Source organism: Mesorhizobium sp. L2C066B000 (assembly GCF_000502335.1).
In the GTDB taxonomy this organism is placed as follows: Bacteria; Pseudomonadota; Alphaproteobacteria; order Rhizobiales; family Rhizobiaceae; genus Mesorhizobium.
Genome location: NZ_AYWZ01000013.1, coordinates 102,178 through 124,296, shown reverse-complemented (window position 1 = coordinate 124,296; position 22,119 = coordinate 102,178). Strand labels below are relative to the sequence as shown.

Annotated in this window: 19 protein-coding genes, 1 tRNA gene and 1 pseudogene; 11 read left to right on the top strand and 10 right to left on the bottom strand. The window is 62.9% G+C overall.

The window, feature by feature from the left end:
• Positions 1 to 17 precede the first annotated feature (17 nt).
• Positions 18 to 2,270 carry a DNA topoisomerase IV subunit A gene (parC, locus tag X733_RS142615; RefSeq protein WP_023819608.1) on the bottom strand — a complete coding sequence of 751 codons (2,253 nt, stop codon included), beginning with the start codon at positions 2,268 to 2,270 and terminating at the stop codon, positions 18 to 20.
• Positions 2,271 to 2,674: 404 nt separating this feature from the next.
• Here parC and X733_RS142620 point away from each other — a divergent pair, with 404 nt between their 5' ends.
• Positions 2,675 to 3,865: a hypothetical protein gene (locus X733_RS142620; protein ID WP_023697470.1), complete on the top strand. Its 1,191-nt coding sequence runs from the start codon at positions 2,675 to 2,677 to the stop codon at positions 3,863 to 3,865.
• A gap of 230 nt (positions 3,866 to 4,095) precedes the next feature.
• Here X733_RS142620 and aspS read toward each other — a convergent pair whose 3' ends face one another.
• Positions 4,096 to 5,883 (bottom strand): aspartate--tRNA ligase, encoded by a 1,788-nt coding sequence (gene aspS, locus X733_RS142625; RefSeq protein ID WP_023819607.1) that lies wholly within the window; start codon positions 5,881 to 5,883, stop codon positions 4,096 to 4,098.
• Positions 5,884 to 6,108: 225 nt separating this feature from the next.
• Between aspS and X733_RS142630 the strand changes: the two genes are divergently transcribed.
• Positions 6,109 to 6,528 carry a hypothetical protein gene (locus X733_RS142630; RefSeq protein WP_023734157.1) on the top strand — a complete coding sequence of 140 codons (420 nt, stop codon included), beginning with the start codon at positions 6,109 to 6,111 and terminating at the stop codon, positions 6,526 to 6,528.
• Here the strand turns inward: X733_RS142630 and X733_RS142635 are convergent.
• Positions 6,525 to 7,283 (bottom strand): DeoR/GlpR family DNA-binding transcription regulator, encoded by a 759-nt coding sequence (locus tag X733_RS142635; protein ID WP_023819606.1) that lies wholly within the window; start codon positions 7,281 to 7,283, stop codon positions 6,525 to 6,527. The two genes, X733_RS142630 and X733_RS142635, sit on opposite strands and share 4 nt — an antisense overlap.
• Before the next feature lie 112 nt (positions 7,284 to 7,395).
• Here X733_RS142635 and X733_RS142640 point away from each other — a divergent pair, with 112 nt between their 5' ends.
• The 3 genes from X733_RS142640 to rnd all read left to right on the top strand — a co-directional run bounded on the left by X733_RS142640 (position 7,396) and on the right by rnd (position 11,277).
• On the top strand, positions 7,396 to 8,601 hold the full coding sequence (locus X733_RS142640) for an MFS transporter (protein ID WP_023819605.1): 1,206 nt from the start codon (positions 7,396 to 7,398) through the stop codon (positions 8,599 to 8,601).
• Between the two features lie 204 nt (positions 8,602 to 8,805).
• Entirely contained in the window at positions 8,806 to 10,050 is a 1,245-nt protein-coding gene (locus X733_RS142645) for an MFS transporter (protein ID WP_023819604.1), read from the top strand.
• A 75-nt stretch (positions 10,051 to 10,125) separates the two neighbouring features.
• Positions 10,126 to 11,277, top strand: a complete 1,152-nt coding sequence (gene rnd, locus X733_RS142650) for a ribonuclease D (protein WP_023708785.1) — start codon at positions 10,126 to 10,128, stop codon at positions 11,275 to 11,277.
• 63 nt (positions 11,278 to 11,340) lie between these two features.
• On the opposite strand, the gene X733_RS142655 is transcribed toward rnd, so the two are convergent.
• The 5 genes from X733_RS142655 to X733_RS142675 form a co-directional block, all read right to left on the bottom strand.
• Positions 11,341 to 11,760: an MAPEG family protein gene (locus X733_RS142655; protein ID WP_023673032.1), complete on the bottom strand. Its 420-nt coding sequence runs from the start codon at positions 11,758 to 11,760 to the stop codon at positions 11,341 to 11,343.
• Positions 11,761 to 11,782: 22 nt separating this feature from the next.
• Complete coding sequence (locus X733_RS142660; RefSeq protein ID WP_023673033.1) at positions 11,783 to 12,352, bottom strand: hypothetical protein; 570 nt, start codon at positions 12,350 to 12,352, stop codon at positions 11,783 to 11,785.
• 19 nt (positions 12,353 to 12,371) lie between these two features.
• Complete coding sequence (gene guaB, locus X733_RS142665) at positions 12,372 to 13,874, bottom strand: IMP dehydrogenase (protein WP_023673034.1); 1,503 nt, start codon at positions 13,872 to 13,874, stop codon at positions 12,372 to 12,374.
• A gap of 142 nt (positions 13,875 to 14,016) precedes the next feature.
• Positions 14,017 to 14,472, bottom strand: a complete 456-nt coding sequence (locus tag X733_RS142670) for a PIN domain-containing protein (RefSeq protein ID WP_023673035.1) — start codon at positions 14,470 to 14,472, stop codon at positions 14,017 to 14,019.
• Positions 14,469 to 14,714 (bottom strand): type II toxin-antitoxin system prevent-host-death family antitoxin, encoded by a 246-nt coding sequence (locus X733_RS142675; RefSeq protein WP_023673036.1) that lies wholly within the window; start codon positions 14,712 to 14,714, stop codon positions 14,469 to 14,471. Before X733_RS142675 ends, X733_RS142670 begins: the two co-directional genes overlap by 4 nt.
• A 243-nt stretch (positions 14,715 to 14,957) precedes the next feature.
• On the opposite strand from X733_RS142675, the gene X733_RS142680 reads away from it, so the two are divergent.
• Complete coding sequence (locus X733_RS142680) at positions 14,958 to 16,379, top strand: MFS transporter (protein ID WP_023819603.1); 1,422 nt, start codon at positions 14,958 to 14,960, stop codon at positions 16,377 to 16,379.
• Positions 16,380 to 16,560: 181 nt separating this feature from the next.
• Here X733_RS142680 and X733_RS142685 read toward each other — a convergent pair whose 3' ends face one another.
• Entirely contained in the window at positions 16,561 to 17,283 is a 723-nt protein-coding gene (locus tag X733_RS142685) for an RlmE family RNA methyltransferase (RefSeq protein WP_023711559.1), read from the bottom strand.
• A complete protein-coding gene (locus X733_RS142690; protein WP_023819602.1) occupies positions 17,280 to 18,623 on the bottom strand; it encodes a Ppx/GppA phosphatase family protein in 1,344 nt (447 codons plus the stop codon). Before X733_RS142690 ends, X733_RS142685 begins: the two co-directional genes overlap by 4 nt.
• A gap of 349 nt (positions 18,624 to 18,972) precedes the next feature.
• On the opposite strand from X733_RS142690, the gene X733_RS142695 reads away from it, so the two are divergent.
• The 5 genes and pseudogenes from X733_RS142695 to X733_RS142715 form a co-directional block, all read left to right on the top strand.
• Positions 18,973 to 19,920 (top strand): lysylphosphatidylglycerol synthase domain-containing protein, encoded by a 948-nt coding sequence (locus X733_RS142695; RefSeq protein WP_023705805.1) that lies wholly within the window; start codon positions 18,973 to 18,975, stop codon positions 19,918 to 19,920.
• Between the two features lie 147 nt (positions 19,921 to 20,067).
• Positions 20,068 to 20,141: transfer RNA gene (locus tag X733_RS142700), tRNA-Gln, on the top strand.
• Between the two features lie 162 nt (positions 20,142 to 20,303).
• Positions 20,304 to 20,768 (top strand): hypothetical protein, encoded by a 465-nt coding sequence (locus X733_RS142705; protein WP_155924263.1) that lies wholly within the window; start codon positions 20,304 to 20,306, stop codon positions 20,766 to 20,768.
• Positions 20,769 to 20,893: 125 nt separating this feature from the next.
• The gene (locus X733_RS142710; RefSeq protein WP_023819600.1) at positions 20,894 to 21,157 is read left to right on the top strand and encodes a metal-sensing transcriptional repressor; all 264 of its coding nucleotides are present in this window, start codon (positions 20,894 to 20,896) and stop codon (positions 21,155 to 21,157) included.
• A gap of 5 nt (positions 21,158 to 21,162) precedes the next feature.
• A pseudogene (locus X733_RS142715) lies at positions 21,163 to 22,116 on the top strand (cation diffusion facilitator family transporter); the annotation flags it as partial.
• Positions 22,117 to 22,119 lie beyond the last annotated feature (3 nt).

The window sequence follows — 22,119 nt, the reverse complement described above, 5'->3', positions numbered from 1 at the left end:
GGGGGAGATCAGCAGCTTCAACCAAATTTCCCCGTCCGCGGGAATCCCTTCGGCACCATCCGTCCGGCCGACGCTCTCGCGCCGATCCATTCCGCCAGCTCCTCGCGCGACCTGACGAAGGTGCGGTCGGCGGAATCCTGCCAGGACAGGCCGCTCGCCAGCGTGAAGGGTTTCAGGTCGAGCAGACCGCCATCCTTGTATTTCTGCAGGCGAACGCCCTTGCCGCGGCCCATCTCGGGAATTTCGGAGAGCGCAAACACCAGCATCTTGCGGTTCTCGCCGACAATGGCGAGATGATCGCCTGACACTGGGACGCAGGCCTTGGCCTCGTCGGGCGCCTTGACGTTCATCACCTGCTTGCCCTTTCGGGTGTTGGCGACGACCTCCTCCTCCGGCACGACGAAACCATTGGCATCGTAGGAGACGAGCAGCAGCTTGCGCTTGGGGTCGTGGACAAAGGCGGTGACGATGTCCTGGTCGTTGTCCATGTCGACGATGATGCGGATCGGTTCGCCATGGCCGCGGCCGCCCGGCAGCCGGTCGGCGCCGATGGTGTAGAATTTGCCGCCGGTGGTGAAGACCAGGATCTTGTCGGTGGTCTGGGCATGGAAGGCGAGCTTGAGGCTGTCGCCTTCCTTGAAGGTGAGCGTGGAATGGTCGGCCAAATGGCCTTTCATCGCCCGCAGCCAGCCCTTTTCCGAGACCACCACGGTGACCGGCTCGCGCTCGATCATGGCGTGGGCAATGTCGGTCAGATCATGCTCCGGCGCGTCGGCGAACTGGGTGCGGCGCTTGCCGAGTTCGGTCTCGGGGCCGAACTTGTCGCGAACCTGCGTGACTTCCCATTTGATCGTCGACCATTGCTTGGCGTCGGATGCGAGCAATGCCTCGATCTGCTTCTTCTCGGTGGTGAGACCGTCGAACTCCTTGCGGATCTCGAACTCTTCCAGCTTGCGCAAGGCCCGCAGCCGCATGTTGAGGATGGCTTCGGCCTGGGTGTCGGTGAGCGACCAACGGGCCATCATCACCTGCTTGGGCTCATCCTCCTCGCGGATGATCCTGATGACCTCGTCGATGTTGAGATAGGCGATCAGGTAGCCGGCAAGGATTTCCAGCCGCTTCTCGATCTCGCCAAGCCGATGCTTCGAGCGGCGGATCAGCACATCGCGCCGATGGTCGAGCCACTCCTTCAGCACGCCCTTCAGCGACAGGACGTTAGGCACCTTGCCCCGCGACAAAACGTTCATGTTGAGGGGAAATCGGCTTTCGAGCTCGGTCAGCTTGAACAGCGATTCCATCAGAATGCCGGGATCGACCGAACGGCTCTTCGGTACGAGCACAATGCGGACGTCCTCGGCGCTTTCGTCTCTGACATCCTCGAGCAGCGGCAATTTGCGCGCGATCAACAGCTCGGCGATCTTCTCGATCAGCCTGGCCTTCTGGATGCCGTAGGGGATTTGAGTGACGACGATGCTCCAGGTGCCCCTGCCCTGATCCTCCTGGCCCCATTTGGCGCGCACGCGAAAACCGCCGCGGCCGGTCTCATAGGCCTCCAGGATGGATGCGCGGCTGTCGACGATGATGCCGCCGGTCGGGAAATCCGGCCCCTGGACGAACTCCATCAGCTTTGTCACGGGCGCGTCCGGCTGCTCGATCAACTGCAGCGCCGCGTTGCAAAGCTCGGCGGCATTGTGCGGCGGGATGGACGTGGCCATGCCGACCGCAATGCCGGAGGAACCGTTGGCGAGCAGATTCGGGAAGGCGCCGGGAAGCACTACGGGCTCCTCGTCCTCCTCATTGTAGGTTGGCCGGAAATCGACGGCGTCCTCGGTGATGCCGGCAAGCAAATCGCTCGCCACCTCGGTCATGCGCGCCTCGGTATAGCGCATGGCGGCGGCGTTATCGCCGTCGATATTGCCGAAATTGCCCTGCCCGTCGACGAGGGGATAGCGCATGGAGAAATCCTGCGCCAGGCGCACCAGCGCGTCGTAGATCGACTGGTCGCCATGCGGATGGAACTTGCCCATCACGTCGCCGACGATGCGGGCGCATTTGGCAAAGCCCTGGTCGGGGTTGAGCCTGAGCAGCCGCATCGCATGCATGATGCGGCGATGCACAGGCTTCAGCCCGTCGCGCACGTCAGGCAGCGCCCGGTGCATGATGGTCGAGAGCGCATAGGCGAGATAGCGCTCTTCCAGCGCCTTCTTCAGATCGACCGGTTCGATGTGGTCACCGCCGCCATTTTCAGGCGGCAAAATCCTTTTTCCCATACGGCTGGACTAGCCGAGCGGGTGATTCGCGGCAAGGCGGGGCTGCGGAAATCCGCACTTTGCAGCCTTTGGGCTTACGAGGGCGGCTCAAGGTCCGACAATGGATGTGACGGACTTCATGTTCCCCCTTGCCGTCCCTGTGCAACAGCAACGGTAGCAGTGCTGTTGCCAACCAACATCAATCTGTTACACGCCCTCTCTAAGGCAGGAGACGGTACGCAGGGGAGCCCGACCTTCATGACATATTCACCGCATCGGGCGAAGGCTCCCGCTCCGATTTGCCTTTCGCCGTGATTTTCGACAACTCTGCGGGAAAGCGCCTTTTTCCCGTCCAGTTCGTCACGGAATGGTGATGGCGTAGAATTGAGAAAACACTTTTTCAGGACTCTCTCAGGGAACTCGCGATGACAATCCAACGTTCGACACTCAAGAAACTTGCTTTTTCGACTTTTTTGCTGACGCTGCCGCTGAATGCCGCCTTTGCGCAAGACACGGCGGTTGCCGACCGACTGAAGGCCGCACTTGCCGTCCAGGGCGTCGATATCACCTGGACCGGCGTTACCGGCGACAATTCCAGCATGGTGCTGCAGGGCGTGTCGGTCAAACCGGCGGCCGAAAAGGAGGCGCTGCCGATCGGCGACGTCAAGCTCGAAGGCGTGACCGAAGCCAATGGCGGCTTCGATGTCGCGACCATCACGACTTCGGCCTTCGAGCACAGCAAGGACGGCGTCACGCTCAACCTCACCCCCTTCGTCATCCACGACGCCAACATCCCGGCTGAGGGTGCTACAGGCCCGCTCGGCTCGATGATGATCTACAAGTCAGCCGAACTCGAAAACCTGACGGTCAAGGTTGCCGACAAGACCGCCTTCTCGGTGGATGGGCTTGCTGTCCAGATCACGCCGCCGGCCGACGGCAAGGCGATGGAGTTTTCCGCCACCACGGAAAAGTTCAACGCCGACCTGACCCTGGTCGACGATGCGAAATCCAAGGAAGCCATCGAGGCCCTCGGCTACCAGAACATCTCGGGCAATATCGAAATCGGCGGCACCTGGCAGCCGAGCGACGGCAAGATGGACCTATCGAAATACGACATCTCGGTCGAGAATGCCGGCACGCTCGGCATGACCTTCGGCCTCGGCGGCTACACGGTCGACTTCGTCAAGTCGCTGCAGGAGATGCAGAAGAAGATGGCGGCGCAGCCCGAAGGCGCCGACAATTCGGCGCAAGGCATGGCCCTGCTCGGCCTGTTGCAGCAGCTCTCCTTCAACAGCGCATCGATCCGCTTCGACGACGATTCGCTCACCGGCAAGGTGCTTGAATATGTCGGCAAGCAGCAGGGCATGTCGGGCAAGGACATCGCCAACCAGGCCAAGGCGATCGTGCCGTTCGGCATGGCACAGCTCAACAATCCCGAACTGACCGCCGAAGTGACGGCGGCGGTGAGCAAGTACCTCGACGATCCGAAGAGCCTCGAGATTTCGGCCGAGCCGCCGGCAGCGGTGCCGTTCGCGCTGATCATGGCCGGTGCCATGTCCAACCCGGCCGACCTGACCAAGACGCTCGGCGTCCATGTCAAGGCCAACGAAGACTGATCGAAGTTCGCTCCCTTCTCCCCGTCACTATACGGGGAGAAGGTGCCGGCAGGCAGATGAGGGGCGGCGCCAACGCCTGCAAATTGTAGTTCGATGCTGAACCGATTGTCAGAAGGCGCCAACTGCTAAGGCCGTTCGTCAATCGCCTGCATGCGTGCTGCCCCTCATTGTCCTGCCGGACATTTCTCCCCGAATAGAGACGGGGAGAAAGGGCAGTTGCAACGCTGCCGTCAGTCCTTCTTCACTGCCGCGACACGCAGCGACAGATCACGCAACTGCTGCGGCGACGCCTCCGAGGGCGCGTTCATCAACAAATCGTAGGCCTGCTGGTTCATCGGGAACATGGTGATCTCTCGCAGGTTCTTGGCGCCGACCAGCAGCATGACGACACGGTCGACGCCGGCCGCCATGCCGCCATGCGGCGGCGCGCCATACTGGAAGGCGCGATAGAGGCCGCCAAAACGCTCCTCGACGGTCTGGCGGTCGAGGCCGCGTATCTCGAATGCCTTGACCATGGTTTCGGGCAGATGGTTGCGGATGCCGCCCGAGGCGATCTCGAAGCCGTTGCAAACCATGTCGTACTGGAAGGCCTTGATTTCCAGCGGATCCTTGGTCGTCAGAGCTTCCATACCACCTTGCGGCATCGAGAACGGGTTGTGGGCAAAATCGATCGCTTTCGCCTCCTCGTCCCATTCATAGAAGGGGAAGTCGATAATCCAGCACAGTTCAAAACGCTCGCGGTCGACAAGGTTCAGCTCCTCGCCGGCGCGCGTGCGTGCGGCGCCTGCGAAGGTGACGAACTTCTTCGGATCGCCGGCGACAAAGAAGGCGGCGTCGCCATCGGCAAGGCCAAGCTGCTGACGGATCGCCTCGGTGCGCTCCTCGCCGATGTTCTTGGCCAGCGGACCGGCGCCTTCAAGCTTGTCGCCTTCCTTGCGCCAGAAGATGTAACCTAGTCCCGGCTGGCCCTCGCCCTGCGCCCACGAGTTCATGCGGTCGCAGAAGGCGCGGCTGCCGCCGGTCTTGGCCGGAATGCCCCACACTTCGGCCTTCGGATCGTTGGCCAGGATGTTGGCGAAGACCTTGAAGCCGGAATCGCGGAAATGGTCGGAGACGGCCTGCATCTCGATCGGGTTGCGCAGGTCCGGCTTGTCGGAGCCGTATTTGCGCATCGCGACATCGTACGGGATGCGCTGGAATGTCTGCGTCACCGGCTTGCCGTTGGCGAAAGTCTCGAAGACGCCCCGCATCACCGGTTCCATGGTCGACAGCACGTCGTCCTGCTCGACGAAGCTCATCTCGAGGTCGAGCTGGTAGAATTCGCCGGGCAGGCGGTCGGCGCGCGGGTCCTCGTCGCGGAAGCAGGGCGCGATCTGGAAATAGCGGTCGAAGCCCGAAACCATGATCAGCTGCTTGTACTGCTGCGGCGCCTGCGGCAGCGCGTAGAAGGTGCCGGGATGGATCCGCGACGGCACCAGGAAGTCGCGCGCGCCTTCCGGCGACGAGGCCGTCAGGATCGGCGTCGAGAATTCGGTGAAGCCGACATCGGTCATGCGCTTGCGCATCTCGGCGATGATTTTCGTGCGCGCCACGATATTCCTGTGCAGCGTCTCGCGGCGCAGATCGAGGAAACGGTACTTCAGGCGGATGTCTTCGGGATAATCGGGCTCGCCGAACACCGGCAGCGGCAATTCCTTGGCTGCCGACAGCACCTCGATCTCGCGGGCAAAGATCTCGATCTCGCCGGTCGGCAGGTTGGCGTTGGTGGTGTCGGGCAGGCGCGCCTTGACCTCGCCGTCGACGCGGATCACCCATTCGCCACGCAGCGTCTCGGCCACCTTGAAGGCGGGCGAATCCGGATCGGCGACGATCTGGGTCAGGCCGTAATGGTCGCGCAGATCGATGAACAGCAGGCCGCCATGGTCGCGCACGCGATGCACCCAGCCCGATAGGCGAACGGTCGAGCCGACATCGCTCTTTCTCAACTGGGCACAGGTATGGCTGCGGTAACGATGCATTGTCATGTCAAAATTCCGGGGTGTTCTGGTTGCGGGCCGAAGCATCAAAGCCCGGTCCAAAATTTGCGCGAAAAGCGCATGGGAGGCCCGATTTGTCAAGGCAAGCCGGGTTTGGGTCGTCTCTCTATCCGCTAGTCAGTGTTGAAGTCTTTGCCAGGCTTGGCGCATTGCCGCCAGAAGTGTTTCTCGCGACAGTGCAGTCATCGAATGATCTGGAGATACTTCATGCCAGAACCCACAGTCCCGCCGGGTGTCGGGCCACATAATGGCCGCGAATTGGAGCTGATGCTTCAGGGCGACAAATCAATGGCCTTGTTCGCGGCGGAACCGGGTATGGACGCCGACGATATTGGCGATGCAGGTTTTGCACCGTTTGTCGACGAAGGTCGCATCCTGAAGTTCACCCAGATTGTTCCTAAAACCTCAGTGGAAGAGCGCTGCTACTGCCTGCCGACAGAAGAATGGCGCTGCAAACTGAGCTTGTTGATCTCCAGAATGTGCCGCAGCGGAGAGGCCTTTGACATCTTCACATCGAATGATCTGGCGAGGCTTGAAGGAGCCCTTCTCGGCTATTCAAAGGAAGATGTCGAAGTGTTCGTCGCCCATGCTGCGTCCCGGACTGCCCGCGCGCCGAGCTCCGTTTAAGCCAAATGGATTTCGGCGCCCTGGCGTTCGAAATCCGCGAGGATCGCGGCCGGCGCGGTCTTTTCGACCACGAGGTGGCGGATCGCCTCTGGCCTGGCGACCCGGTAGGGTGCGGCTGTGGCTAGCTTGTCGTTGGTTACAGCGATGACGATGCCTGCGCTGTTCTTGGCCATCGCCCGCTTTACCTCGGCCTCAGCCGAATCGAAGGCCGTGACGCCGCGCGACGCATCGAGACCGCAGGATCCGAGAACAAACAGGTCCGCGCCAAGTTGCGCGACAGCGGCAAGCGTGTCGGCGCCGACGCAGGCGCCGAGATGGCGGTCGAACCGCCCGCCCAGCACAATCAGTTCGACCAAAGCGTGGTCTGACAGGACGTAGGCAATTTCGAGCGAATTGGTGGCGACGGTCAGATCGATGTCGCGCGGGATGGCCCTGGCGATCGCGGCATTGGTCGAGCCGCTGTCGATGAACAGGGTCTGTCCGCGCGAAAGCAGTGCCACGGTCGCGCGGGCCAGCCGCGTCTTTTCTTCGACGGCATGGCCGGCGCGCAGGCCGACCGGCGTGGCCGCGAAGGGTGCGGCCGCGACCGCGCCGCCATAGACGCGGCGGCACTGCCCGGCCTTGGCCAACTCCCTGAGGTCGCGCCGAACCGTGTCTTCCGAAACGCCGAAGCGGCCTGCCAGCTCGCCGGCCAGCACCCTTCCCTCGACGGCCAGGCGATCGCGAATAATTTGATGCCGCTCATCGGTCAGCATTGCATGATCCTGTTTTTTTCCATGCACGTTCTTGCACGATTTGCATGTTTGTGCAAGATGTAGGCATATCAAACAGTGACAACCGTCGACTCTCTTCCCCGAAAGCATCGTCATGACCTTTGGCCTCCGCCTCGCTCCGCAACACCGGGTCTACGCCGGCTTTGCGATCTATTCGTTCGCCATGGGCCAAATCTTCCCGCGGCTGCCCGACATCAAGCACGCCATGGGCATCGGGGACGGCACGCTCGGGTTAAGCCTGATTGGGACGCCAATCGGCACCTTGACCGCGCTGACGCTGGCGGCGCCGATCCTAGAGCGCATCGGCTTCCGCCGCGCGCTGCTCGGGCTGGTGCCGCTTTTGTCGGTTGTCTTTGCCATTGCCGTGCATGCGCCTGGGCCGCTTGCGCTGTTCCTGATGCTGTTTCCGGTCGGCCTGATGATCGGCAGCGTCGAGATCATTCTCAATGTCGAGGCCGACAGAACCGAATTCCTGCTCAAGCGCCGGATCATGAACCGGGCGCATTCGTTCTGGAGCATCGGCTTTTTCGGCGCCGGCCTGTTCGGCGCCGCGCTTGCGCATCTCGGCATATCGCCGCAACTGCACCTGGCGATTGTCGTACCGATGGTGGCGACAGGAATCGCGCTGTTTCTCGGCGGTTACGAACCGGCGCCGAGCCGCTTCGCCGGCAATGACGAGACGGCGCCAAGGCTGGCGCGGCCGACGCTGCCTATCCTCGTCCTCGTCGCGGTGACGCTGTCGGCGATGCTGATGGAAGGCGCCAGCATCGACTGGTCGGCAATCTACATGCGCACCGCGTTCGATGCGGGCCCTTTCGTCGCCGGCTTCACAGTGGCGCTGTTTGCATTCTCGCAAGCGAGCACGCGCTTCTTTGCCGACTCCTTTGTCGACCGCCACTCGCCGAGCGTCGTGGCGCGGGTGCTGCTGGCGACGATGGCGGTGGGCGTGCTGCTCGTCTTCTTCTCGCCTGCCCCGCTCGTATCGATGCTGGGCTTTGCGCTACTTGGCATCGGCAGCAGCGTGCTCTTTCCGTTGGCGATCTCAGCGGCAGCCCAGCGGACGGACCGCTCCGCGACGATCAATGTCGCGGCGCTGTCGCAGATTTCCTTCGTCGCCTTCCTGTTCGGCCCGCCGCTGCTCGGTTTCGTCTCCGACCATTGGGGCATCCGCTCGGCCTTCGGTATCGGCATCCCGTTCATCATGCTCAGCCTGCTGACCGCCGGCTCGCTTGGCCGAAGGGCTGCCCGGGGCAAGCCTGCGCCGGCGCGCGAAGCTTTGGCGAGGGCCGACGGAGCTTGAACGGCCGCACCTGAAGCCACACACCTGTTGGCGGCGGGACAAGCCACTGGCATTGGCCACACCGATGGTTCAGAACTGTGGAGCCACCTGGACGAGTATGACGTTTCGTCGATCGTCACACTCATCCAACTCTTTCTCGAAGCATGATCTTTTCCGAAAACCGGTTCCCACTTTTCGGGATCATGCTCTAAGCAACGGTTCCGTATGTCCTCCATCCGCCCGCTGATCCCGCTCCTCATCGCCGCCGGCATCCTGCTTGGCGGCAACGGACTGCAGGGCACGCTTATCGCGTTGCGCGGCGCGCAGGAAGGGTTTTCGGCCTCCGACATCGGCCTGATGGGCACGTTCTATTTCGCCGGCTTCCTGCTTGGTTGCCTCGCAGTCACCCGCATCCTCAAGGCAGTCGGCCATGTCCGGACGTTTTCAGCGCTCGCCGCCATCGCCGCGGCCAGTACGCTGCTCCTGGTGCTGATCATCGATCCGGTGATGTGGTGCGCGGTGCGCTTTGCCGGCGGTTTCTGCTTTGCCGGCCTGTTCACCGTCATGGAAGCCTGGCTGAACTCCGGCGTCGAAAACAAGGATCGTGCGCGGGTGCTCGCCGTCTACCGCATGGTCGATATCGGCTCGGTAACCGGCGCGCAGTTCCTGATCCCGATCTTCGGCCCCGGCGGCTTTGCCATCTTCGCCATCATGTCGATCATGATCACGCTGTCGCTGGTTCCGGTGTCGCTCGGCGACCGCTCCAACCCGACGCCGCCGGAAGACGTCAAGCTCGATCTCGCCCGCGTCTGGCGGATTTCGCCGCTCGGCTGCTTCGGCTGCATCTGCGTCGGCGTCACCAACAGCGCGTTCCGCACGCTGTCGCCGGTCTATGCCGAGCAGATCGGCATGTCGGTGGCCGATGTCGTCACCTTCGTCAGCGTCGGCATCTTCGGCGGCGCCCTCATCCAGTATCCGCTGGGCTACCTCTCCGACCGCTGGGATCGGCGCGCGGTGCTTTTGGCCACGACATGCGGCGCCATGTTCGCCGCGCTGGCGCTGGTCTTCGTCGCCGGCGCCGATCCGACCCTCAATTTGATCATCGTCTTCATCTTCGGCAGCTTCGCCATGCCGCTCTATTCGCTATCGGCGGCGCATTCCAACGACCGCGCCGACAAGGGCGAGTTCGTGCTGATCAACGCCGCCTTGATGCTGTTCTATTCCTTCGGCGCCATTGGTGGCCCCTTCGCGGCGTCCGCAGTGATGCAACATTTCGGACCGGGCGCCCTGTTTGTCTTCAGCGCAGTCGTCTACGCCACCCTCATCGCCGTCATTCTCTACCGCATGCAGGTGCGCGGCAGCGTGCCGGCGGGCAAGCGCAGCCGCTTCACGGCGCTGCTGCGCACATCAACCGTCTTCGCGCGGCTGGCGCGCAGAAATGGCGATTCCGACGGATCGGCTGATACTTGACCGAAGGGCGGCTTGACGAAAGCGCCCATGGCTGAAATTGAAAGAGAACCTTACCCGTTACTAAAAAGCGATTTGATGCACGTCATCACCACCCAAAATGAGCTCGAGTCCGTTCTCGCCGCTTTTGAAAAGTCGGATTTCGTCACCGTCGACACCGAATTCATCCGCGAAACGACATTCTGGCCGATTCTGTGCCTGATCCAGATGGCGGCGCCCGGCGTCACCGCGCTGATCGACCCGCTGGCGCCCGACATCAACCTCGCCCCGTTCTTCCGGCTGATGGCCAATGAGGCGGTGGTCAAGGTTTTCCATGCCGCGCGCCAGGACATTGAAATCATCGTCCATCTCGGCGATCTGGTGCCGCATCCGGTGTTCGACACCCAGGTCGCGGCCATGGTCTGCGGCTTCGGCGACAGCGTCTCCTACGATCAGCTGGTGCAGCGCATCACCGGCGCACGGCTCGACAAGTCATCGCGTTTCACCGACTGGCGCCACCGGCCGCTGTCCGACAAGCAGCTCGATTATGCCTTGGCCGACGTCACCCATCTGATCGACGTCTACAAGCATCTCAGCGCCGAACTGGAGCGGGAAAACCGCGCCCATTGGCTGAACGAGGAAATGGAGGTGCTGACTTCGCGCGAAACCTACGATCCGCACCCCGAAGACGCCTGGAAGCGGCTGAAGATGCGGCTGCGCAAGCCCCAGGAGCTGGCGATCGTGCAGACGGTGGCGGCATGGCGCGAACGCGAGGCGCGCGAGCGTGACGTGCCGCGCGGCCGGGTGCTCAAGGACGACGCCATATACGAGGTCGCCCAGCAGGCGCCGCGCGATGCGGCAGCCCTTGGCAAGCTGCGCACGACGCCGAAAGGCTGGGAGCGTTCGTCGACGGCTACCGCATTGCTTGGCGCGGTCAACACGGCGCTCGCTTTGCCCCGCGAAGAGATGCCGAAGCTGCCCAAGAGCTTTCAGCCGCCCGAGGGCTCCAATGCCGCCTCCGAGCTGCTGAAAGTTCTGTTGCGGATCGTCGCCGAGAAGGAAGGCGTCGCCTCGAAAGTGCTGGCGTCTAGCGACGACATCGACCGCATCGCCGCCGAAGGCGAAGCCGCAGACGTGCCGGCGCTGCAGGGATGGCGGCGTACGGTGTTCGGCGAAGCCGCGCTGAAGCTGGTGCGCGGCGAAATCGGCATCAAGTTCGACAAGCGCAAGATCGCGGTGTTCGATTTGTAGACCCCCACCCCGCTCCGCTGCGCGGAGCGACCCTCCCCACAAGGGGGAGGGTAAACGACTGCCCTACACCGCTCCGAGCAGGTGTAGCGCGAACCAGATCCATGCCAACAAGAGAATGATCGCGCCGACGTAGAAGGCGCGGCTGCGAAACCGCAGATTGTTGCTGGTGAGGTGGACCCAGGCGTGGCCATAGCGGGAAATCACGAAAATCCACATCAACGCCAGGGTCAGATAATTGACGCCATTGGTCGCGTGCAGCGCCAGGCACAGCACATAGAACAGCACCGGCAGTTCGAACTGGTTGATGAGATTGTTGGCAACCGTGACGCTCGACCCGGGCTCGGTCGTGCGCACCTTGTATTGACCGACCTTGGCCTCGCCCGATTTGACCGCGCCGTAGCGGCGCCGGCCCATCACGACATAGACGATATAGACGAGCAACACCTGCGCCAGCATCGGCCAGAAAATCGCGGTCTGGCTCATGGCGTTGCCCCTGCTCTGTCGTTCATGCCTGTGGACGCCGCTGGGCGGCAAGGATCAAAAACGCGATGACGATGACGGGGATCGCCAGCAGCGCGAATTTGGTGACGATCAGCGACGAGGCGAAAGACAGAGAATCCGGGTTGGCCGACAGCGCATCGGACAGAAGCCGCGCCACCGCAATGTTCTGGGCGTAGTCGGCGCACGTGTAGGGCAGCACGATGACCAGCGCGAACAGTGCCTGAAGCTGCACCGGCATGGCACGAAAACTCTTCAGCCGCCGCCCGGTTGCCAGGATCAGGCTGACCATGGTCAGCGACAGCAGCGCCGGGAAGAGAAGGTCGAAAGTCAAATAGTGCCAGACCAGGATGATCTCGCTGCCGCGCCGGCCGAGTGCCGTCAGCCAGGCCATGCCCTCGTCGGGCGTGAACCCGCCAAGGCGCACGTCGAGCGACGGCAGGCCACCGCTCAGCCGGCGGAAATAGAAGAATTCCAGCAGCGTCATGATGATGAAAACCGCCGCGGCGGCAAAGCACAGCGCGCCGGCATGGCGCGCCAGCCGCAGCACGATCGTCGCCTGGTGGCGCCAGAGCATGTACCGCTCTGGCTGCCGGTCAGGCTCCGCCAGGATAGTTCGGGCTTTCGCGGGTAATCGTGACGTCATGGGCGTGGCTTTCACGAAGTCCGGCGTTGGATATGCGCACAAAGGTGGCGCGTTCGCGAAAATCGGCAAGGTCGCGGCCACCGACATAACCCATAGCGGCTTTTAGCCCGCCCGCAAGCTGGTGCAGCACGCCAGACACAGGTCCCTTGTAGGGCACCTGCCCTTCAATGCCTTCCGGGACCAGTTTCAGCGTGTCGCGAACCTCGGCCTGGAAGTAGCGATCGGCCGAGCCGCGCGCCATGGCGCCGACAGAGCCCATGCCGCGATAGGCCTTGAAGGAGCGGCCCTGATGCAGATAGACCTCGCCCGGGCTTTCGTCGGTGCCGGCCAGCAGCGAACCGATCATGGCCGCACTGGCGCCGGCGGCAAGCGCCTTGGCCAGGTCACCCGAATATTTGATGCCGCCGTCGGCGACGACCGACACGCCTGATCTATGCGCCGTCTCGACCGCCGACATGATCGCCGAAAGCTGCGGCACGCCGACGCCGGCGACGATGCGCGTGGTGCAGATCGAGCCCGGGCCGATGCCGACCTTGACGGCATCGGCGCCGGCGTCGATCAGCGCCTGCGTGCCTTCGGCGGTGGCGACGTTGCCGGCCAGGATGCGGACGGAATTGGAAAGCTTCTTGGCCCGCGTCACCGCATCGAGCACGCGCTGCGAATGGCCATGCGCGGTGTCGATGACCAGGAGGTCGACACCGGCATCGATCAACCGCTCGGCGCGCTCGAAGCCGTCATCGCCGACGCTGGTGGCTGCCGCCGCCCGCAGGCGCCCCTGCGCATCCTTGGTGGCGTGCGGGTTGAGCTGCGACTTCTCGATGTCCTTGACGGTGATCAGGCCGACGCAATTGCCGGACTTGTCCACGACGACGAGCTTTTCGATGCGGTGCTGATGCAGCAGCCGCTTGGCCTCGTCCTGGTCGACATTCTCCTTGACCGTGATCAGGTTCTCACGGGTCATCAATTCGTAGACTTTCTGCCCCGGATCGGAGGCGAAGCGCACGTCGCGGTTGGTCAGGATGCCGACGAGGCGGCCGATCTTCTGGCCGCCGGTCCCGCCATTCTCGACCACCGGAATGCCCGAGATGGAATAGGTGCGCATCAGCGCCAGCGCGTCGGCCAGGGTGGCGTCGGGGCCGATGGTGACCGGATTGATGACCATGCCCGATTCGAACTTCTTGACCTGACGCACCTGCTCGGCCTGTTCGGCCGGCGAGAAATTGCGGTGGATGACGCCGATGCCGCCGGCCTGCGCCATGGCGATGGCGAGCCTCGCCTCGGTGACGGTGTCCATGGCGGCCGACAGGATCGGCACGTTGAGGTCGATGTCGGTGGCGATGCGGGTGCGGATGTCGGTCTCACCGGGCATGACCTCGGAATGACCGGGCTGCAACAGCACGTCGTCAAAGGTCAGCGCCAGCGCGCCGGTGGACGTTTCGATGATTTTTGCCATGGCCAGTCCTCGGATACGAAAAGCGCCGGGAGAATACAAAAAAGCGCTGGACCGAAATGGACAGCGCCGACTCGTTTCTTCCCTTTCAGGATTGGCGCTGGCTGGTAACACGTCGCGGCGTGGTTGAAAAGCCGGTCGTGGCCTATTCGGCGGACTTGCCCAACAGGGCATCGAGCAAGACATGGCGCGGTGACGCGAAAGGATTGACGACCGTTACGCCGCCCCAGGTGAAGCCGTCCTGCAGATCTTCCGACAGCAGCAGCCGGCAACCGGTTTGCGAGGCAACAGACAGGATGGTCGCATCCCAGATGCCGAAATGGTGATCGGTCGCAAGATCAGCCGCGACCGTCATCACCTCCGGTGTCGTGCCGACAACCGGAAACGCGTCGCGCCAGCTCAACAGGGCGTCGCGCGCTTGTGCACGTGATCGTCCGGCCTTGCGTGTGAGAACGGTGAACAATTCGCCGAGCACTTGGACTGGAATGACGGCTGCCTCTTGCGCAATGTCGTGCAGCAGGCCGAAAACGATGTCGCGCTTCTCGGCTCCGTTGATCCCCTCGGCATAAACAAGGATGTTGGTATCGAGCGCGACCTTCACCGCTCGTCCTCGTAAAGCTCGTCGCGGCTCCAGCGCCCGGCTTCTACAACAGGCTGGCGTTCGAGGCGCGACAGCAGCGCTGTGCGCGAACGAGACGCCGCAGGGTCGGGCTGCCCTGCAGGCACGATCCGCGCCACGGGACGCCCATGGCTGGTCACGACATAGCTCTGTCCTTCGCGGACACCGCGCAGGAGGAGCGAGAATTTGCGGTTGGCGTCGGCTGCGGAAACGGCTTCTTCCATGGCATTGTCCATATAGTAGTTATATTCACTACAGCATAGTGAACCCGGTCAATTTTCGCAAGTTCATTCAATGTGGCGAAACGCAGCGACGCCTCTTGTCCGCCCACGGTCGCACAAAAGTGACAGCAAATTAATGCGACATCGCGCCTGAGGCGTGATAACCGCCCGTTTGTATCGGCTTGCCCGCCTTTTCATTGTTTGGATTGGCCGGCAGGCACATTTAGACCAGTTCGGACGCGTTCGTTGAACCGCATCATTCCGCTCATTCTGGCGGTCGCCTTGTTCATGGAAAACATGGATTCGACCGTCATCGCGACATCGCTGCCGGCGATTGCCGTCGACATCCACACCAGCCCGATCGCGCTCAAGCTGGCGCTGACCGCCTATCTGGTGGCGTTGGCGATCTTCATTCCGATCAGCGGCTGGATGGCCGACCGGTTCGGCGCCAAGACCATTTTTCGCGCCGCGATCGGCGTGTTCATCGTCGGCTCGGTCTGCTGCGCCGTCTCCAACTCGCTGCCGGCCTTCGTCGTCTCGCGCTTCCTGCAAGGCATAGGCGGCGCCATGATGACGCCGGTCGGCCGCCTGGTGCTGGTGCGCGCGACGCCGAAGAGCGAGCTGGTTGCCGCCATGTCATGGCTGACGGTGCCGGCGCTGGTCGGCCCGCTTGTGGGACCACCGATCGGCGGCTTCATCACCACCTATTTCACCTGGCACTGGATTTTTCTGATCAACGTGCCGATCGGCCTGATCGGCATCTGGCTGGCGACGCGCTTCCTGCCGCAAACCGACTCGATGGAGACGCCGCCGCTCGATTTCGTCGGTTTCGTGCTGAGCGGGCTGGCGGCCTCCGGCGTCGTCTTCGGCCTGTCGGTGGTCAGCCTGCCCTATCTGCCGCCGGCGACCGGCCTCATCACCGTGGCGGTCGGGCTGATTTCCGGCGTGCTCTATCTGCTGCATGCGCGGCGCGCCAAGAATCCCCTGCTGGCGCTGGAACTGTTCCGCAACCAGGTGTTCCGCTCCTCGGTGCTCGGCGGCTCGCTGTTTCGCATCGGCATCGGCGCGGTGCCGTTCCTGTTGCCCCTGATGTTCCAGATCGGCTTCGGGCTGACGCCGTTCCAGTCGGGCATGATCACCTTCGTCTCGGCCATCGGCGCCATTGGCATGAAGTTCGTCACCGCGCTGATCTTCCGGCTCGCCGGCTTCCGCCGGGTGCTGATCTGGGGCTCGCTGATCGCCGCCGCATCGATCGCCATCTACGGCCTGTTCACGCCGGAGACGCCTTACGCGCTGATGCTGGCCATATTGCTGGTCGGCGGGTTTATCCGCTCGATGTTCTTCACCGGCGTCAATGCGCTCTCCTATGCTGAGGTGTCGGCCGAGGACACCAGCAAGGCAACGCCGATCACGGCGGTGTTCCAGCAGCTGTCGATCGCACTCGGCGTGGCGCTGGCCGGCGGCATCCTGGAAGTCTCGACCTCGATCCATGGCGGACCGCTGGCGCTCGGCGATTTCCACATCGCCTTCTTCATCGTGGCGGCAGTGTCAGCAGCGGCGTCGGTATCGTTCATGCGGCTGGCGCCGGATGCCGGCAACGCCGTGTCGGGTCATGGCCGGATGACGACGCCGAAGACACTGGAGCCGGTGAGCATGGCTGGGAAGTAAGGGGCGAGCGCCCCTCATCGCTTCGTTCATCCTAGGGCGAAGCGACTCAAAGCGTCGCGCAGACCCTGGGATCCATGATCGAAGGATGCAGCGGCACAGAATTCTGCAGCGTTTTCAACGCGTTAACGTCACGGCATGGATCCTAGGGTCTGCGCTGCGTCGCTTCGCTCCTTGCTTCGCCCTAGGATGACGATGCCACTGGTGGCTCTCTGCCCTTAAAATCCTTCGCCAGCAAATACAGTTCCACCGACTCATCGCGCGACGCCGGCGGCTTGACGTGGTGCACCGAGCGGAAGTTCTTCTTGAGCATCGACAGCAGCTCGTTTTCGGCGCCACCCTGGAAGGTCTTGGCGAGGAAATGCCCGCCCGGCTTCAGCACCGACAGCGCGAAATCGGCGGCCACCTCGCACAAATGCATGGTGCGGATGTGGTCGGTTCGCTTATGACCCGTCGTCGGCGCGGCCATGTCCGACAACACGACATCGGGGTCGCCGCCCAGCGCCTCGGCGAGCTTTTGCGGCGCTTCCGGGTCGAGGAAATCCATCAGCAGCACCGGCGCACCCGGCACCGCATCCATTTCGAGATAGTCGATGCCGATGACATGTGGATTATCAGCCGTCGATTTCGTCCTCGCGGCCGCCACCTGGCACCAGCCGCCGGGGGCCGCACCGAGATCGATGACCTTCATGCCGGGTTTCAGCAGATGATGCTTGTCATCGATCTCGATCAGCTTGTAGGCCGCGCGCGAGCGATAGCCGTCGGCCTTGGAGCGCTGGACATAGGGATCATTGATGTGGCGCTGCAGCCAGCGGCGCGACGATTCCTTCAGGCCGCTCTTCTTCTTGATCCGCGTCTTGAGGACACGAATGCTGGCGGAGCCCGGCTTTTCCGGCTTCTTGGTCACTGTCGGCCTCGCCCACTGTTGCGCCAGACGCCGTCATCGGCCATCAGCTCGCTCAAAATGCCTTCGCGTAAGCCCCGGTCGGCGACGCGCAGCCGCTCCGACGGCCACACCGCACGGATGGCTTCCAGGATAGCACAGCCGGCCAGCACCAGGTCGGCACGGTCGGCGCCGATGCACGGGTTGGCGCAGCGCTGCTGGAAATCCCAGCCGACCAGTTTTTCGACCATGCGGTCGACGCTGTCGCGGTCCATCCACAGCCCATCGACGCGGCGGCGGTCGTAGCGTTCGAGATCGAGATGGACGCCGGCCAGCGTCGTCACCGTGCCGGATGTGCCCAGCAGATGGAATTTCGGACTGGCCAGCACATGGCTCAGCCGGTCGCGGCCATCGAAGGACTTTAGCCGCACCGCGACATCATCGACCATGGCGGCAAAGATCTCGCGCGTCACCGTGCGGCCGCCAAAGCGCTCGGCCAGCGAGACAACGCCGACCGGCAGCGACGTCCACGACACGATATGGTTGGCCAGCCGCGGCGAGCGCTGGCCGGTGAGGTCGATCAGCGCGATTTCGGACGAGCCACCGCCAATGTCGAACAGCACCACGCCTTGCGTGTCGCGCTCGACCAGCGAGCCGCAGCCGGATACAGCAAGCCGCGCCTCGGTCTGGCGATCGATGATTTCCAACTTCAACCCCGCCTCTCGTTCGACGCGCTGCAGGAATTCGACGCCATTATCGGCGGTGCGGCAAGCCTCGGTGGCGATCAGCCGGGCTTTCCTGATCTTGCGGTTGCGCAATTTGTCGCCGCAGATTTTCAGCGCCTCGACGGCGCGGTCCATCGCCGCCTGGCTAAGGTGCCCATTGGCGGTCAGCCCCTCGCCCAGCCTGACGATGCGCGAGAAGGCGTCGATGACGCGGAACTGGCCATGGCGTTGCGGCACCGCGACCAGCAGCCGGCAATTGTTGGTGCCGAGATCGAGCGCGGCAAACACCGGCAGTTCCTGCATCGGCGGCCGATGCATGGGCTGTTCCGGTCGGGGTTGTGGGGCCGAGGGCAAAGGCACGGGCGCTGGAGCGGCCGGGCCGACGGAGGCCGGCGCACCGACCGCCGCGGCCGTTGCGAGAGGGCTGTCGTCGCGCGCAAAAACCTTGCGCCCACGCCGGCGCTTGCGCCGCTTTCTCGCCTTGCCGCGCTGATGCTGGGCGTCGCCGGCCTGTCCGTTGCCGGACTGGGGCCCCGCCTGGCGGGGCCGCCCGGCGGATGGGCTTGGCCCGCCTGATGGCGGCGAAGCCCTGGACACACCCACTTCCGGCGCGCCAGCGCCGGTGTCGTGGTCTTCCACTTCAGTTCCTTCCGGCGCCGCGCGAACCGGAAAACCGGACGCAGCAGGCGCTTCAATCTTTTAAGTTGCCGCCAGAGTAGCAGCGCCGGACCGGATCACCAAGAGCAAGGACTCAAATTTTGCCGGCTGCGTCCTGCCAGATCCCCGCTGCTTTGCAGCGTCCCGGCGTTCGCTAGCCTTTCATCTTGCCACTGGCACGACGAATTCGCCGTTGGCGAACCGGCTGCTCACCCTTGCCGGTTGAATAGCCGGCTTCAATGAGGCATTTCTGAAATGAGGGGGAATTGGTGAATCGCGGACGTTTTAACGCCCGCCTGGGCGATGGGCAGCAACACATGACGACAACTCCATGAATTGGGGGGCCACGAATTGGAAGCGCTATCTGTGGCCGGTCATCGGTGTCGCGGCGGTCATCGGGTCGCTGTTGTTGCTGTGGCATGAACTGCGCGGCATCTCGATCGACGATGTCTGGGACGGCATATCCGCCATCCCGACGCGCGGCTGGATGCTTGCGGCACTGAGCTCGGTGGTCGCCTATGCCTCGCTCGCCGGCTATGACCACATCGCGCTCTTGCATATCGGCAGACGAGTGTCGTGGCTGTTCGTCACCTTCTGCTCCTTCACCACCTACGCGCTGTCGCACAATATCGGCGGCTCGGTGTTTTCGGGCGCCGTGATCCGCTACCGCGCCTACGGCACCAGGGGGCTGACCGGCCAGGATGTCGGCATTCTGGTGGCGATCTGCTGGATCACCTTCGTGCTCTCCAGCATTCTGGTCGGCGGCCTGGTGCTGGTTTTCGAGCCTGCAATCATCGACCGCTTTTCCGGCGCCCCGCACCACGGCCTGGCGATCGCCGCCGGCATCGCTTTGCTGATCCTGGTCGGCGCCTACATCTTCGGCAGTTGGCTGCATCTGAAGCCGCTGAAAATCGCCGGCTTCCAGCTGCACTATCCGGCGCTGCCGATCGTGGCGCGGCAATTGCTGATCGGCCCGATCGAGCTTCTGGCAGCAGCGGCGATCATCTTCTTTGCCCTGCCCGTTGCCGGCAATCCCGGCTATTTCGCTATCCTCGGCGTGTTCCTGGTGTCGTTCTCGGTAGCGCAGATCTCGCACGCGCCGGGCGGGCTCGGCGTGTTCGAGGTCGTGTTCCTCGCCGGCCTGTCTGATATGGACCCGGTCGGCGTGCTGGCGGCACTTCTGGTGTTCCGGCTGTTCTACCTGATCATCCCGTTGCTGATCGCGCTCGGCGTGGTGCTGTTCTTCGAACATTCGCAATACAGCCGGACGGAGAGCTGAGGATCATTGGGTGCGGCGCGCCACCCGGGCGTAATTGCCCCTATGAAACGCTGTGATTGAAACGCAGCTTAGGCTTGACTATTTTCCGGCGCCGGCTACAAGGCACGCGCGGCTGCTTCGGCGGCCCACCAGCGCGACAGCGCCTGCTGGGGAATAGGTTAACGGTAGACCCACGGACTCTGACTCCGTTAGTCCTGGTTCGAATCCAGGTTCCCCAGCCAACATTTTTCCAAATGAATTCAGAAACTTAGATCACTCACACTTTCCGTTTCTCGCAATCTCGTGCCGCGACATGTTGCGACACGTTCGCCTCGATTCTCAACGGTTCTCATCCGTTCGCGGCTACTCGACGCGACATGGACGCGACATGAAAGGGCATCCTCATGGCATGGTCTGACCTTCTTTTATTCTCCCCTGTGATCCTTGGCCTTGGCGGCATGGCGCTGGCCAAGCTTCCCGATCTCCTAGACGTGATCCAGGGGACGCCAGGCCAAGCCGATTTTGAGCGCTTCATGGTGGACGCCGGCCGGCGCGGCCTTGGCTATGTCGAGGCAACGCGCGAGCTCGATATCCGCACCATCTTCGCCCGGCTTCGTCGCGAGGCCAGCGACGCCGTCGCCGCCGATCTCTTGAACTGGAAGCTGATCCTGGATGCCTCCGTCGAGAAATGCCTTGCCGACAACCCGCAACATGATCGCGAGCTTAAGGCGATGATGCAGGGACTGTCCTACGGGCATATCTTGTACCCAGCGGAGGCGGCCATGGTCGATGATCTCTACAGCGGCTTCCGGCGGCGCCGTGGCGGCTTCACCATCGACCAGCAAGCGGCACTCAACGTAGGCAACTGACTTCGTACCCTAGTCGATTGCACAGCGATGCACTGATGCCGCATCGGGCATCGCCGACCAAGATGGGCATTGTTGAACTCTAACGACTTGACGCTATCCCCCTGGGGGGGATACAGCCCACCGCAATGTCCGAAGAAATTCATTTTTCCCATCCCGTTATCGTTAAACGCTTGAGGCGAGCCCAGGGCCACCTAGCAGCAGTGCTCGCTATGTTCGACGCTCATCGTCCTTGCGTTGACTTGGCGCAGCAGCTCCATGCTGTCGAGAGTGCCATCAGTAGTGCTAAACGCGAGCTGATCCACGACCACATCGAGCATTGCATCACGGACACCGCCGAGGCGGGCGGCAGCTCCCTGTCCGAACTCAAGCAACTGGCGAAATACCTATGAGCAGTCTGTCCGCGCGTATCCTCGACTGGTTTGGCTTTGGGTCCCACGATCACACCGCGCATGGTCACGATCATGGCAGCGGTCCGCACGGGCATACCCATGGGGTGATCGACGCCACCATCGCGACCACGGATCGGGGCATCTGGGCAATCAAGTGGTCGTTCGTCATTCTCGCGATAACGGCAGCGTTGCAGATGATCGTCCTTGTCCTCTCCGGCAGCGTGGCGTTATTGGCCGACACCATCCACAACATCGGGGACGCCACCACGGCTATTCCCCTTTGGATTGCCTTCATGCTGGCCCGCCGCAAGCCCTCGCGCACGTTCACTTATGGTCTCGGCAGGGTGGAGGATTTGGCCGGTATCATCATCGTCCTCATCATCCTCTTCAGCGCCCTAGTGGCCGGCTATCAGGCCATTGACCGGTTGATTAATCCGCAGGCCGTGACGCATCTCGGATGGCTGGCGATAGCCGGCATTGTAGGGTTCCTTGGCAACGAGGCGGTGGCGGTATTCCGCATCCGTGTGGGCCGAGAGATCAGCAGCGCGGCATTGATAGCAGACGGCTACCATGCGCGGACTGACGGGCTCACCAGCTTGGCCGTGGTCGCGGGGGCTCTTGGCGTTTGGCTAGGCTTTCCCCTGGCTGATCCGATCATTGGGCTGCTCATCACGATTGCCATTTTCGGGATCGTCTGGCAGTCAGCGCGGTCGGTGCTGACTCGGATGCTGGATGGGGTGGAGCCCAGTGTGATGGACGAAATTCACCACTCCGCAGCCCATGTGCCCGGTGCGCGTATAGTCGATGCGCAAGCACGGTGGATCGGCCACAAGCTCCATGCGGACATTGCCATTGCGGTGGACGACGGCCTGTCGGTTTCCGAGGCCAACAAAATCTCGGCAGCGCTAGAGGATGAATTGTTCCAGCATTTGCCTGCCCTGGCAGGGGCCAAAATCCGGCTA